This is a genomic window from Marinomonas ushuaiensis DSM 15871, from assembly GCF_000521805.1.
Lineage (GTDB): Bacteria > Pseudomonadota > Gammaproteobacteria > Pseudomonadales > Marinomonadaceae > Marinomonas > Marinomonas ushuaiensis.
Genome location: NZ_JAMB01000007.1, coordinates 138,904 through 153,024, shown reverse-complemented (window position 1 = coordinate 153,024; position 14,121 = coordinate 138,904). Strand labels below are relative to the sequence as shown.

14 protein-coding genes are annotated in these 14,121 nt (G+C 42.2%); 5 read left to right on the top strand and 9 right to left on the bottom strand.

What is annotated here, in order from left to right; genetic code table 11:
• The 8 genes from rseP to rpsB form a co-directional block, all read right to left on the bottom strand.
• The gene (gene rseP / locus MUS1_RS09540; protein WP_036161831.1) at nt 1–1,347 is read right to left on the bottom strand and encodes an RIP metalloprotease RseP; all 1,347 of its coding nucleotides are present in this window, start codon (nt 1,345–1,347) and stop codon (nt 1–3) included.
• Complete coding sequence (gene dxr, locus MUS1_RS09535) at nt 1,347–2,519, bottom strand: 1-deoxy-D-xylulose-5-phosphate reductoisomerase (protein WP_036161828.1); 1,173 nt, start codon at nt 2,517–2,519, stop codon at nt 1,347–1,349. Before dxr ends, rseP begins: the two co-directional genes overlap by 1 nt.
• Nucleotides 2,519–3,322 carry a phosphatidate cytidylyltransferase gene (locus MUS1_RS09530; RefSeq protein ID WP_036161825.1) on the bottom strand — a complete coding sequence of 268 codons (804 nt, stop codon included), beginning with the start codon at nt 3,320–3,322 and terminating at the stop codon, nt 2,519–2,521. Before MUS1_RS09530 ends, dxr begins: the two co-directional genes overlap by 1 nt.
• A 2-nt stretch (nt 3,323–3,324) precedes the next feature.
• Nucleotides 3,325–4,056 carry a polyprenyl diphosphate synthase gene (uppS, locus tag MUS1_RS09525; protein ID WP_036161821.1) on the bottom strand — a complete coding sequence of 244 codons (732 nt, stop codon included), beginning with the start codon at nt 4,054–4,056 and terminating at the stop codon, nt 3,325–3,327.
• 47 nt (nt 4,057–4,103) lie between these two features.
• On the bottom strand, nt 4,104–4,661 hold the full coding sequence (gene frr, locus MUS1_RS09520; protein WP_036161819.1) for a ribosome recycling factor: 558 nt from the start codon (nt 4,659–4,661) through the stop codon (nt 4,104–4,106).
• 7 nt (nt 4,662–4,668) lie between these two features.
• Nucleotides 4,669–5,391, bottom strand: coding sequence for a UMP kinase (pyrH, locus tag MUS1_RS09515; protein ID WP_051436197.1), 723 nt, complete (start codon nt 5,389–5,391; stop codon nt 4,669–4,671).
• 130 nt (nt 5,392–5,521) lie between these two features.
• A complete protein-coding gene (gene tsf / locus MUS1_RS09510; RefSeq protein ID WP_036161813.1) occupies nt 5,522–6,382 on the bottom strand; it encodes a translation elongation factor Ts in 861 nt (286 codons plus the stop codon).
• A gap of 85 nt (nt 6,383–6,467) precedes the next feature.
• Nucleotides 6,468–7,202 (bottom strand): 30S ribosomal protein S2, encoded by a 735-nt coding sequence (rpsB, locus tag MUS1_RS09505; RefSeq protein ID WP_036161811.1) that lies wholly within the window; start codon nt 7,200–7,202, stop codon nt 6,468–6,470.
• A gap of 322 nt (nt 7,203–7,524) precedes the next feature.
• On the opposite strand from rpsB, the gene map reads away from it, so the two are divergent.
• From map to MUS1_RS09480, 5 genes are all read left to right on the top strand, one after another.
• Nucleotides 7,525–8,382, top strand: coding sequence for a type I methionyl aminopeptidase (gene map / locus MUS1_RS09500; RefSeq protein WP_036161808.1), 858 nt, complete (start codon nt 7,525–7,527; stop codon nt 8,380–8,382).
• Between the two features lie 91 nt (nt 8,383–8,473).
• Entirely contained in the window at nt 8,474–11,167 is a 2,694-nt protein-coding gene (gene glnD, locus MUS1_RS09495; RefSeq protein WP_036161805.1) for a [protein-PII] uridylyltransferase, read from the top strand.
• Nucleotides 11,168–11,170: 3 nt separating this feature from the next.
• On the top strand, nt 11,171–12,373 hold the full coding sequence (gene dapC, locus MUS1_RS09490) for a succinyldiaminopimelate transaminase (protein WP_036161801.1): 1,203 nt from the start codon (nt 11,171–11,173) through the stop codon (nt 12,371–12,373).
• A gap of 36 nt (nt 12,374–12,409) precedes the next feature.
• Complete coding sequence (gene dapD, locus MUS1_RS09485) at nt 12,410–13,447, top strand: 2,3,4,5-tetrahydropyridine-2,6-dicarboxylate N-succinyltransferase (RefSeq protein WP_036161799.1); 1,038 nt, start codon at nt 12,410–12,412, stop codon at nt 13,445–13,447.
• 57 nt (nt 13,448–13,504) lie between these two features.
• Nucleotides 13,505–13,849 (top strand): ArsC family reductase, encoded by a 345-nt coding sequence (locus MUS1_RS09480; protein WP_036161796.1) that lies wholly within the window; start codon nt 13,505–13,507, stop codon nt 13,847–13,849.
• Here MUS1_RS09480 and MUS1_RS09475 read toward each other — a convergent pair.
• Nucleotides 13,846–14,043 carry a hypothetical protein gene (locus MUS1_RS09475; protein WP_036161793.1) on the bottom strand — a complete coding sequence of 66 codons (198 nt, stop codon included), beginning with the start codon at nt 14,041–14,043 and terminating at the stop codon, nt 13,846–13,848. The two genes, MUS1_RS09480 and MUS1_RS09475, sit on opposite strands and share 4 nt — an antisense overlap.
• Between the last annotated feature and the right edge of the window lie 78 nt (nt 14,044–14,121).

Sequence of the window (14,121 nt, the reverse complement as noted above, 5' to 3'; positions counted from 1 at the left end):
CTACAAGCGGGCAATATCATTAAAAATAGCAATAGCCATTAAAGCAAATAAAAGTGAAGCACCTATTCGATAAGCCATATTCTGAATTTTTTCAGACACTGGCTTCCGACGAACCGCTTCAATACCAAAAAATAATAAATGCCCTCCATCTAACATAGGAATAGGCAACAAGTTCAACACACCCAAACTAACACTTAGGTAAGCCATGAATTTCAAAAAAGATTGTAGTCCAGAGTCCGCTGACGCACTCGCTACTTTTGCAATTGTTATCGGGCCAGATAAATTATCAACCGATATCAGCCCTTGTAACATCTTCCCAATCGAGGAAACGGTCAAAGATACCATTTTAGTAGTTTGTGCAACACCATAAAAAACCGAATCGATAGGGCCATAATGGCGTTCTCTAATAAGACTTTCATCCCATTGCGGAGGAACAACAGCTAATCCAGCATAACCGATAACTTCTCCATCTCGCTCCGTCGAGTTAGGCAACAAAAGTAATTTTTGAGAATCCCCACCCCGCTCAACAATAACGGATAAAGCGACACTTGGATTCGCTTGAACTAAGGAAACAACTTGCTCCCAGCTTGTAATAAGCTCACCATCAATTTCAATTACTTTATCGCCTTCTTCAAATCCAGCAGAGGAAGCGGCACCATTTTCAACAACCTGAGCAATTACCGGAAGGACTTTTGGCCGCCATGGTACAACACCAAAAGCACGAATGAGATTATTAGGCTCATCACCAACCAACCATCGATCTAGATGAATTTCGCCTTCTTGCTGAGAAGAAACGCCTTCGGCCTGGTAACGAACGATAATGGTTCTTGTTTGACCAATCAAGCCCGCTAAGACTAAATTTACATCTTCCCAAGAATTAACCGACTCTCCTGCAATGGAAAGCAGTTCATCTTCAGCCTGAATGCTCGTCTGAGCCAAGGGTGTATTTTGCTCAACATGCCCTACTTTTGGCGCAACAGATTGAATCCCTAAAACAGCCACTACAGCATAAATAAACACGGCTAAAATAAAGTTAGCAATAGGGCCTGCTGCAACAATAGCAATACGCTGCCAAACCGTCTTGTTATTAAACGCTTGGCCTTTCAACTCTTCAGGCACCCCCCCTTCACGCTCATCCAACATTCGGACATAGCCACCGAGGGGAATCATCGATAAAGTAAATTCCGTTCCAGTTTTTCCAACATAACGAAAAATAGGTTTCCCGAAGCCAACAGAAAAACGCAATACTTTTACACCACAGCGACGGGCAATAAAATAATGCCCAAACTCATGAAAAGTAATCAGAACACCTAATGAAATAACAATAGAAAGGATATTTTGAAACATTAAAAATCACCAAGGGAAATTATATCTTCCGCTAAACGACGAGCATACAAGTCCGATTCAAAAACATCTTCCAGCGTATTTACTGGAACAATATTCGCAGAATTCAAAACTTGAGCATTCACTTTTGCAATATCAAGAAAGGCAATTTTTCGGTTTAAAAAAGCCGCCACAGCCACCTCATTTACCGCATTCAAAACCGCCATTGCAGTTCCACCCATGAACCACGCATCAGCCGCTAATTGCAAATTCGGAAAACGAGAAATATCAGGAGACTCAAAATTCAAACAAGCAACATCAACCAAACTCAGCGGAGGCACTTGAGTTTCTATTCGGTTAGGCCAAGTCATCCCATAAGCAATGGGAATTTTCATATCTGGGTTCCCCATTTGTGCAATAACGGAACCATCACGATAAGAAACCATAGAATGAACAATGCTTTCAGGATGTACAACAACCTCAATGTCATTTGGCGTTACATCAAATAACCAACAGGCCTCAATAAGCTCTAAGCCCTTATTCATCAAAGACGCAGAATCAATCGATATCTTTTGACCCATAGACCAATTTGGATGTTTACAAGCTTGCTCAGGCGTTACTGATACCATTTCATCTAGAGACCAACTCCTAAAAGGTCCACCTGAAGCAGTCAGTAGTATTTTTGAAATATCTTTCTTATGCGCGCCATGAATTGTTTGAGGCAGACTCTGATAAATCGCATTATGTTCGCTATCGATAGGCAAAAGCACAACATTATGACGCGCCACTTCATCCATAAATAACTTACCGGCTGTAACTAATGACTCTTTATTGGCCAGCAACGTTCGCTTACCTGCACGAATCCCAGCCAATGTCGGCTTAAGCCCCGCAAACCCCATAATCGCAGCCATCACCTGATCAACCGCTGAATCAGAAGCAATACTATCTAAAGCATCATCTCCCCACTCAAATGAAATAGGCAACCCTACGCACAAAAGAGCCAATTGGTCACGAGCCTTTTCAGACCCCATAACAACTCGTTGAGGTTTAAAACGATGACAAATATCGGCCATCTTAACCACACTTTCATTGGCTGACGCGCCAATCAGAACAAACTTATCTGGGTGCTGAGCAATAATATCTAAGGTGCTTTGACCAATGGAGCCCGTCGCACCTAATAAGCAAATACCTTGCATTAAATCCATCCAGCCAAAGTCAATGACAATACATAAATAGATGCCGCAGCAGTCAGGCTGTCAACTCGATCCATGACACCACCATGCCCCGGAATCAATCGACTAGAATCTTTTAAGGATTCATGTCGCTTAAATAAACTTTCCGTCAAATCTCCCAACACAGAGACAGAGGAGGTAAGCAATGCAATAAGAGCCAACACAACCCACTGAGAAGCCGAAAAGTCACTAAAAAACGCAAACACAACAACACCCAACTGAGTTAGAAGCAAACCACCAATAACACCTTCCCATGACTTACCAGGACTAACAAATCGAGCTAACTTACGCTTTCCAAATGCTCGGCCAGCAAAATAAGCGCCAGAATCCGCCCCCCAAATTAACCCCATGAGAAGCAACACCCACACAACAAAGTCATCTGCCTGCCTTAACACAACCAAAGCAGACCACGTCGTCACCAATATCAAAGCACCAAATAAAAGGCGACTAAAATTATGACGCCATTGCAACAGAGCGGGATAACGTACCACCCAATACAGAGCTGTTATCCATAAAAAAGGCGCAATATAAAGTGACGCTTCTTGCACATTGAATTTGAATGTAACCAAACATAAAAAGCCAATTACAATGGCGAAAAGAACACGTCCTAACTGATGCTTTACACCAGATAAACGCGCCCACTCCCAACCAGCCAGCAAAACAACGCCAGCCATTGAGATAATAAAACTAAATTCTTCCAAAACAAAAACAGCACAAATAAATAATGCTGCCATCACAATGGCACTTAATATTCGAGGGAGTAACATTGTTATCGACCACCATAGCGACGTTGACGACTTTGATAGGTTTCAATGGCCTCATCAAAATGCTGTTGATCAAAATCCGGCCACAATACCGGAAGAAAGACAAATTCAGAATAAGCCGTTTGCCAGAGTAAAAAATTACTAATCCGCTCTTCGCCAGAGGTTCTAATCAAAAGATCCGGCGCAGGCAAGTCAGCTAACTGCATGTGCTCACCTAACGATGACTCATTGACATCATTCGGAGATAATTCGCCCAACAATACTCGCTCAGCTATTTTTTTAGCTGCATGAGCAATATCCCAACGACCGCCATAGTTTGCAGCAATAACAAGCGTCATTTGGTCATGGTCTTTTGTCGCATTTTGAACACTTTGAATTTGCTTTTGCAAACTATCACTAAAAGCAGAAAGATCACCCATCACCCTGAGCCGGATTTGATGTTCGTTTAAGCGTTTCAACTCTTTTTTAAGAGAACGCATAAACAGCTTCATTAAGCCATCAACTTCCAACTGAGGTCGTTTCCAATTCTCACTAGAAAAAGCAAACAAGGTAAGAACTTTCACTCCAGATCTAGCGGCCATTTCGACAGTACGTCGCACTGCAGAAGCACCAGCAGTATGACCAGCAAGACTAGGTAGATGTTTTTGTTTCGCCCAGCGATTATTACCATCCATAATGATAGCAATATGAGCAGGACCAGCCGCCATTTCCGTCTCGGCGTCAATCAATTGAGACATAGATTTACCTTAGTAAATAAAAAAGCGAGCCGAAGCTCGCATTCTCATTAAATTTCCATCAAATCTTTTTCTTTTGCCGCCAAACGCTCTTCCACTAAGGCAACATGCTTGTCTGTGATTTTTTGTACTTGATCTTGTCCACGACGATCATCGTCTTCAGAAATTTCTTTTTCTTTGACTAGATCCTTTAGACTGCCATTAGCATCACGACGAATGTTACGAATCGAAATACGACCATTTTCCGCTTCATTTTTCGCTTGCTTGAAGTAATTCTTACGAGTTTCCTCAGTTAGTGCAGGCATAGGGATACGGATAAGATTGCCGTTTGTCGCAGGATTTAAACCAAGATCAGATTTCATAATGGCTTTTTCAATCTCAGGAACCAAGTTATTTTCCCAAGGAGAAACACCCAAAGTACGAGCATCTTCAACTGTGATATTAGCAATTTGACTTAGCGGTGTGTCTGATCCGTAATAATTCACTTTAACAGAATCTAAAATACTCGGGTGCGCACGGCCCGTACGAATCTTTTTAAACGCAGATTCAACAGAAGAAACCGCTTTACCCATACGCTCTTCTGCATCTTTAAGAATTTCGTTAATCATAATTTCCTCACTTAATCAGTGTACCTTCACTGCCACCAACCATGATATTTATCAAGGCTCCGGGCTTATTCATATTAAATACACGTATTGGCATAGCATGGTCTCGAGTCAAACAAATTGCCGTTAAGTCCATGACGCCTAATTGTTTTTCGAGCACTTCATCGTAGCCCAATGTATCATATTTAATAGCATCAGAATCTTTCATTGGATCAGCCGAATACACGCCGTCCACTTTTGTCGCTTTCAATACAACATCTGCATCAATCTCAATACCGCGTAAACAAGCAGCAGAGTCAGTTGTAAAAAACGGATTACCCGTACCCGCAGAGAAGATAAGCACATCACCTTCTTTCATTAGTCGCATCGCACGACGTCGGTCATAAGGCTCAACAATACCCGTCATCGTGATCGCCGACATAACACGAGTAGCAATGTTGGCACGTTCTAGTGCATCACGCATCGCCAAAGCGTTCATTACTGTCGCTAGCATTCCCATATGATCACCAGTCACGCGATCCATTCCAGCTTCGCTTAATGCTTGCCCACGGAATAAATTACCACCACCAATAACAATACCAACTTCAACACCAATACCACGTAATTGACCGATTTCAAGAGCAATACGATTCAATACTTTCGGGTCGATACCAAAGGACTCTTCACCCATTAAGGCTTCGCCACTCAGCTTAAGCAAAATCCGCTTATATTTAGGACTCTTTTCTTTTGACATACCAACCTCCGGCAATGGTTTATTTCTTTAACAACTGAGATCAATACAATCGACCTAAGTCATTCCTACCCTTCATAAAAAGGGGCAGTTAAACTGCCCCTTTATTTTTGCAAGACATCACAACTAAAGATTAACCTTTAAGTTGAGCCGCTACTTCCGCAGCAAAGTCTACTTCAGCAACTTCAATACCTTCACCTACTTCAAGGCGAATGAACGAAGAAACAGAAGCGCCAGCGTCTTTTACAAGTTGGCCGACTTTAATTTCTGGGTTCTTAACAAAAGGCTGTTCAGTCAAACTATTTTCAGCCAAGAACTTCTTCATACGACCAACAATCATTTTATCAACGATTTCAGCAGGTTTACCCGCCATGTCAGGTTGCGCACGAACAATCTCTTCTTCTTTAGCAAGAACTTCAGCAGGCATATCATCACCGCGAACAACGCGAGGAGCAACAGCCGCCACATGCATAGACACATCTTTAGCCAGTTCAGGAGAACCACCTTCCAATTGAGTCAATACAGCGATCTGTCCATTACCGTGAAGGTAACCACCTACCAAGCCGCCTTCGATGATAACTGCGCGACGAGGCGTAATGTTTTCACCAATTTTTTGAACAAGAGCTTCACGTGCTTCAAGCATATCGCCTGAGATCACTTTAGCCATGTCCGTTTCTTTCGTTGCAAAAACAGCGTCAGCTACTTTATTCGCAAAAGAAATAAAACCTTCATCACGAGAAGCGAAGTCAGTTTCAGAGTTTACTTCTACAAGAACACCGTAAGACGCATCATCAGCAACACGCATGATGATAGTACCTTCAGCTGCAGTACGGCCCGCTTTTTTAGCTGCCTTCATGCCACTTGATTTACGTAATTCTTCGATTGCTACTTCAACGTCAGCGTTAGCAGCGACAAGTGCTTTCTTACACTCCATCATGCCTAGGCCAGTACGCTCACGTAGCTCTTTTACCAATGCTGCAGATACTGCGGCCATGTTAAATCCTCTTAATACCAATTCAAATTTAAAAAAGGAGGTATTAAACCCCCCTTTAGAAACCAGAACAAACTAGAAAGTTTGCTTACGCTTCAGTTGCTTTGCTTACTTCAACGAATTCATCAGCAGTACCAGCAGTCGCAGAACGACCTTCTAGAACAGCATCAGCAAAAGCACCAACATACAACTGAACGGCACGAATCGCATCGTCATTAGCTGGGATGATGTAATCAACACCATCTGGATTACTGTTTGTATCAACGATACCGATAACAGGAATACCTAATTTGTTTGCTTCTTTAATAGCAATACGTTCATGATCAACGTCAACTACAAACAGAACGTCCGGTAGGCCGCCCATGTCTTTAATACCACCCATAGAAAGCTCAAGTTTTTCAAGCTCACGAGTACGCATCAAAGCTTCTTTCTTAGTAAGCTTCTCGAAAGTACCATCAGATGCTTGACCTTCAAGTTCACGAAGACGCTTGATAGAAGCACGAATCGTTTTGTAGTTAGTCAACATACCACCTAACCAACGGTGGTTTACGTATGGCATACCAGAGCGAGCAGCTTGCTCTTTAATCGTTTTAGATGCAGCACGCTTAGTACCAACAAACAAAACCTTGTTTTTGTTCTCAGCCATTTTCTTAACAAGCTCAAGAGCTTCGTTAAGAGCAGGAACAGTGTGCTCAAGGTTAATGATATGAATCTTATTACGAGCACCAAAAATGAAAGGCTTCATTTTTGGGTTCCAGTAACGAGTTTGGTGACCGAAGTGTGAACCAACCTGTAGAAGGTCGCGCATAGAAACTGTAGGCATTTTACTATCCTTTATATTTGGGTTATTTATGCTTACCAGCTAAAAGCGTCAGTCAAACAAGGTTTAAGGCAACCTATGACACCCCAGACACTCTTATTTTATTGCGGCAAGATCGTTAGTTTATAAAAATTTACTTATTTTAAGCATAAGCCTATATAAGCCGGCGTTTTATACCATATTCAACCAAAAACCAAAAGACCTGAATGGTATTTTTACATGTTACCAAGTGATCGTTTTTTTCATCCAGAGAGGCGATTATGGCGCTCAAGTCATGTAGAATAACTTCCAACTTGGATAAAAACGACTTTAAGACATATTACTTATGAGCAACGAAACCCTAAAAAAAGTTGAAGAACTCACTGAAAACGGCCGTGTAGATACTCCTAGCTGGACACCTCGCCCAGCCTCGACTCGATTCACAGACATTAGTGATATTGAAGGTATGCGAACCGCTGGAAAGCTTGCTGCCGATGTATTGCTAATGTTAGAGGAGTTTGTCATTCCTGGCGTATCAACAGAGCAAATCGATATTATTGCGCACAACTACATTATTGAAGTGCAAGGCGCTATTCCAGCACCGCTAAATTACCATGGTTTTCCGAAATCATGCTGCACCTCTGTTAATGATGTGATCTGTCACGGCATTCCAAATGATAAAGCACTAAAGAAAGGCGATGTTGTCAACATTGATATAACTATCATCAAAGATGGTTATTATGGCGATACAAGCAAAATGTTCTTTTCCGGCCCAGCAGCACCTCATGCTGAACGCTTGGCAAAAGTCACTCAAGAATGCCTTTATTTGGCAATCGACTTAGTCAAACCGGGCGCACGTCTAGGGGACATAGGTGCCGTCATTTCGGCTCACGCTCATAAACACCATTACTCAGTGGTTGAAGAATATTGTGGTCATGGCGTAGGCACAACCTTCCATGGCGAACCTCAAGTAGCCCATTATGGCAAAGCTGGCACAGGTGTTGTGTTAGAAGAAGGCATGACATTGACAATAGAACCCATGATCAATGCTGGCAAAAAACAAGTGAAACACTTAGGCCTTGATAACTGGATTGCAAAAACGAAAGATGGTCGGCTATCAGCACAATACGAACACACCCTACTTGTTACCACTGATGGTGTTGAAGTATTAACGCGCCGCCCTGAAGAAACTCGCTTCTCATAAGAGAAGCGATATCTTCTTAGCCTGCAAAAAATGAATGAAATTAACTCGATAACACTAACGTCATCCACTTAAGATTCTTTGAGGCACCTATATGGATTTTCCTGCTTTTCCTGATGCTCCACCTTTATTATCTCAAGAGGAAAAACAAGAGTTAGCGACCCCTAGCTGCTCAATCACACGCTACAAATCTATTATCGAAGAAAAAACCAATGTTTATAACGACTTATTTCATTCTCTTTACCCAATAGAAAAACTGGTTAAAGGGCTTTCCTCCTTTTTCGATGAAGTATTACAAGCCGCCTGGATGGCAAAAGGTCTACACGATGAAAGCCACGTCAGCCTTATTGCTGTTGGCGGTTATGGACGAGGTGAACTGCACCCAAAATCAGACATCGACCTCCTAATTTTAATCGAAAACGAAACATCAGCACCTAAAGAAAAACTCGAAGCTTTTATTACCTTCCTTTGGGACATTAACTTAGATATTGGCCACAGCGTTCGAACCATTGATCAATGCACAGAAATGGCAAAAAAAGACATCACTGTCATTACTAACCTAATTGAATCCAGAACATTAAGCGGCCCATCAGATTTATTAAACACACTACAGCTACACGTTGATATTTCTCAAATGTGGGACGGCCACTCTTTTTATCAGGCCAAAATTGCAGAACAAAAACTACGTCACGCCAAGTACCAAAACACAGCGTACAACTTAGAACCTAATCTCAAAGAATGTCCCGGCGGACTTAGAGACATGCAAGTTATTGACTGGGTTGCGAAACGTCACTTACACACCCATAGATTAAGCGCCTTAATCGACAAAGAATTTCTATCAGAAGACGAGTACATTCAACTTAAAGGTGCGGTCAGTAACTTATGGCGAATCCGTTGGGCCTTGCACACTGTTGCAGGCCGCAAAGAAGATAGGTTACTTTTCGATCATCAACGTACTTTAGCAAAATTATTTGGCTTCGATGACGATGACCTAAAGCGTAACGTCGAACGCTTCATGCAAGGTTACTACCAAAGTGTTGCTGCAATCCAGCAGCTAAACGACCTACTTTTGCAACATTTCGAAGAATCTTTCATTACCAAAGATGCCATTAACTCCGTCGAAATCATCAATAAAAATTTCCAAATTGCCAATGGTCAAATCGAAGCTCGTTCGCCAACATTATTCCAAGATGAACCATCCAGCATGCTGGAAATTTATGTTTTATTTGGCGCCCACGAGAATATAAAAGGCATTCGCGCTAACACCATGCGCCAACTTAGAGACAATCTAGAACTTGTTGATGATGACTTTAGAAACAACAAGAAAAACACCGATCTTTTCCTCGATATTATCGCCAGCCGATACCGCTTATCAAGCATACTAAGATCAATGAAACACCTAGGACTACTTGGTCGGTATTTACCTGAATTTGGCGCTATTATTGGCCAAATGCAGCATGACTTGTTTCACATTTATACAGTGGATGCACACACACTACAGGTGGTCGAAAACTTGCGTCGCCTATGGCTGCCTGAATATAAGCAAAAATTCCCTATTTCGAGCCAAGCCATACGTCATGTTCAAAAAGTCGAATTAGTGTACATTGCTGGACTGTATCACGATATTGCAAAAGGGCGTGGCGGAGACCATTCCGAATTAGGTTGCGTAGATGCCCAGGCTTTTTGTGAAAGACATGGGTTATCAAAGCAAGACACTGAACTTGTGGTTTGGCTAGTCAGAAACCACTTATTCATGTCAGTCACTGCCCAACGAAAAGACATCTCTGATCCTGAAGTAATTTGGGAATTCGCAAGCTACGTCAAAGACCAAGAGCACTTAGATTACTTATTTATTCTGACAGTTGCTGATATCAATGCAACCAATCCAACTATGTGGAATAGCTGGCGCGCCTCTCTTATGCGCCAATTGTATCTAGAAACTAAACGCGCTCTTCGTCGCGGTCTAGACTCTCCTATTGATGCAGATATGATCAGTGACGAGCACAAGCAACGCGCACTGGAAATTATGATTGAGCGTGACCTTGATATAACGGAAGCGGAAAACATCTGGGCAAACATCGAAGATGAGTATTTCATTCGTTCGAACGGAGATGAAATAGCCTGGAATACAGAAGCTATTTTACGCCATCGCCCGAGCGAGAAGCCATTGATTGCAATCACACCGCTAGGTGGTCGTAACTTTTCTGGGGCCAGCAAAATTTTCATTTACGCGCCAAACAGCCGTCACATTTTCGCAGTTACTGCAGCCACATTTGAGCAGCTAGGCCTTACCATTTTGGACGCTAAAATAAGCCATACGACTGACAATTATACGTTAGACAGCTTTGTCGTTATGGACAGTAATGACAATGACACTAATTTATATTTGGATAAAGAACGCATCATCCTTATCCGCAATACGCTAATGGAACAATTAGAAACACCATCTTTATATGAAAGTGTGGTTCAACGCCATACACCGCGGATATTAAAAATATTTAACTCTCCTGCTACGGCGCATTTTGTTAGCCAACCAGAAGAAGTCTGGTCCGCTCTTGAAATTACAGCACCAGACAGACCCGGGTTGCTTGCCCTAGTAGGCCAATTCTTTATGAATAACAGCATCATGCTGCATAAAGCCAAAATTGCAACACTAGGTGAACGTGTAGAAGATACCTTTTATATTACCGAAGAAAACGGTGACTTAATCACTGATAACGAACGCATGGCGACTATCTGCAACCTTTTGAAAGAGAACATAGACCGTTTCTCTAAAGCGATGGATTAAAAAATGAACCCTCTTATACATTCTTTGCACCCGTACCCATTCCAAAAGCTTGCAGAGCTTCTAGAAGGGTTAACACCAAACCCCGAACAGCCATTAATTAAACTCACCATTGGCGAGCCACAACATGAAGCGCCAGCCATTGTTGTAGATACACTCGCCAACAGTTTGAGCGGCGTTAGTAAGTACCCAAGCACAAAAGGTGAACTACCTTTACGAAGTGCTATCAGCGAATGGACAAAACGCCGCTTTAAACTCGACGATCTTAACCCTGATACGCAAATACTCCCTGTTTCAGGCACCCGAGAAGCTCTTTTCGCGATAACCCAAACATTAGTTGGCGAAAAAGATAAACCTCTTGTTGTGAGCCCGAACCCTTTTTATCAGATTTATGAAGGAGCAGGCATTCTTGCTGGTGCCGACCTTCATTTTCTTCCTTGCGGATCAGAAACAAAATACAAGATTGATTATCAAAGTGTCAGCGATGCTGTTTGGAAGCGCTGTGAAGTGCTATTCGTGTGTTCGCCAAACAACCCAAGCGGCACAGTAACAACGCTTGAGGAATACGCTTACCTTATCGAAAAAGCAAAAGCCTTTAACTTTACTATTGTTGCTGACGAATGTTATTCAGAAATTTATTTTGGAGATCAAGCACCACTAGGCCTACTGGAAGCATGCAAGATACTAGGCAATAAAGATTACAAGCACTGCTTAATATTCCAATCCTTATCAAAACGCTCTAATTTACCAGGCTTGCGCTCGGGCTTTGTTGCTGGCGACGCATCCATATTAAAACCTTTTCTTTTGTATCGAACCTACCAAGGTTGCGCGATGCCAATTCATCATCAGGATGCTTCTATTGCCGCCTGGAACGATGAAGAGCATGTTATAAAAAACCGTGAAATCTACACCCGTAAATTCAACTCTGTTCTGGAGATTCTATCTCCTTATATGAAAGTCTCTAAGCCAGAGGCAGGCTTTTATTTATGGCCCGAAGTAAATATGACAGATGAAGAATTTTGTAAATCTTTATATCAAGAAGAAGCTGTATTGGTACTACCTGGCAGCTATTTGGGTCGAGATATAAATGGCAACAACCCAGGTAGCGATCATGTTCGTATGGCTCTTGTAGCAGAAGAATTTGAGTGCGTTGAGGCAGCAAAAAGAATCAAAGCCTTTCTTCAGCGTAATAACCTCACCCAAAAATAACCTATTAGCAATAAAACTCAGTTTGGAGAAAAAGACATGAGCAATACAATTTTTGCATTCGGCCTAGGCATTGGCACACAGAATAAAGAAGGCAACTGGCTAGAAGTTTTCTACTCAACACCTAGCTTAGGTGCTGAAAAAAGCACATTAGACGCATTACTAGAAAGCACGAACTACGAAGGTGGAAATAGCACCTTGACCCTTGATGAAAGCGACCTCAACCGCCTACATATGAATCTTTTAAAAGCTGGCAACATTGAACAAGCTGAACTTGCTTCACGTTTAAAAGCCTCTACCCAGCCAATCATTTTATGCGTATTAGCAACAAACGAAGCGCCAACTAATCCAGCAGAAGCTTATTTAAAATTACAGCTTATTTCACACCGCCTAGTCAAACCTCACGGCACAGTACTTGATGGTATGTTTGGTCTTTTGATCAATACTGCATGGACAAGCGAAGGCCCCATTGATGTTCGCGAACTAGCCGATCGTCAGCTAAGCGCTCGCATGGAAGGTCGCACTATCGAAGTATTTAGTGTCGATAAATTCCCTAAAATGGCCAACTTCGTCGTACCAAGCGGCATTCGTATTGGTAACGCTGCACGTATTCGCTTGGGCGCACATCTTGGTGAAGGCACAACCGTTATGCACGAAGGTTTCTGTAACTTCAATGCTGGTACGCTAGGCAATAGTATGATTGAAGGCCGCATCTCTGCTGGGGTTGTAATCGGTGAAGGTTCCGACCTTGGCGCAGGCTGCTCAACAATGGGCACACTTTCAGGTGGTGGTAACATCGTGATCGGCGTTGGTGAAAAATGTCTTGTAGGTGCAAACTCAGGTATTGGTATTGGTCTAGGCGACCGTTGCACAGTGGAAGCTGGTCTTTATGTAACTGCTGGACAAAAAATCTTGCTACGTGATGCAGACGGTAAACAAGTTGCTATTGTTAAGGGTCGCGATCTTTCTGGTAAATCAGACCTGTTGTTCATTCGCAACTCCGAAACCGGCGCCGTTGAATGCCGCACAAATAAAACCGCTATTGCGCTGAACGAAGAATTACACGCACACAACTAATCCACAATAAATACCAAGCTCTATTGAGCTTGGTATTTAATTATTGGAGAATATTTCATGATAGAAGTTTACGGCATTAAAAACTGCGATACCATGAAGAAAGCCTTTCGCTGGCTAGATGATCATAAGATTGAATACCGATTCCATGACTACAAAAAAGAGGGTCTAGATGTATCAATAGCGAAAGCTTGGATAGATCAGCTAGGCTGGGAAAACGTGATTAATAAACGCGGTACAACATGGCGGAAATTAGACGAAGAAATTAAAAACACAATGGATAACGAAAAAGCCGTTAACATTGTGGTAAAACAATCCTCTATGATTAAGCGCCCTTTGTTAATACAAAACGACGCTATTCACCTAGGCTTTAACGCTGAAGAATACGCCCAAAAGTTACTTTAACGTAAAACTGGAGTATAAATACGCGGTGTTGTTTTTTGCTGAGTTGCAGGCGTCACACTCGGTGTATAACCAGAAGATGAGACATCAGAGCGTATAACCGGAACAAAATAGGACTCCTGAACAATAGGTTGCTGTCCCAACAAACTACAGCCTGCTGAAATCAAACTAAAAAGAACTACAACACCAAATTTCATAACGCCACCTTAAATTGAATCTCCTGTTATAGTAACAGAATCTCTCATAAAGTAGCGAAAACAAACGCAAAGGTAAAG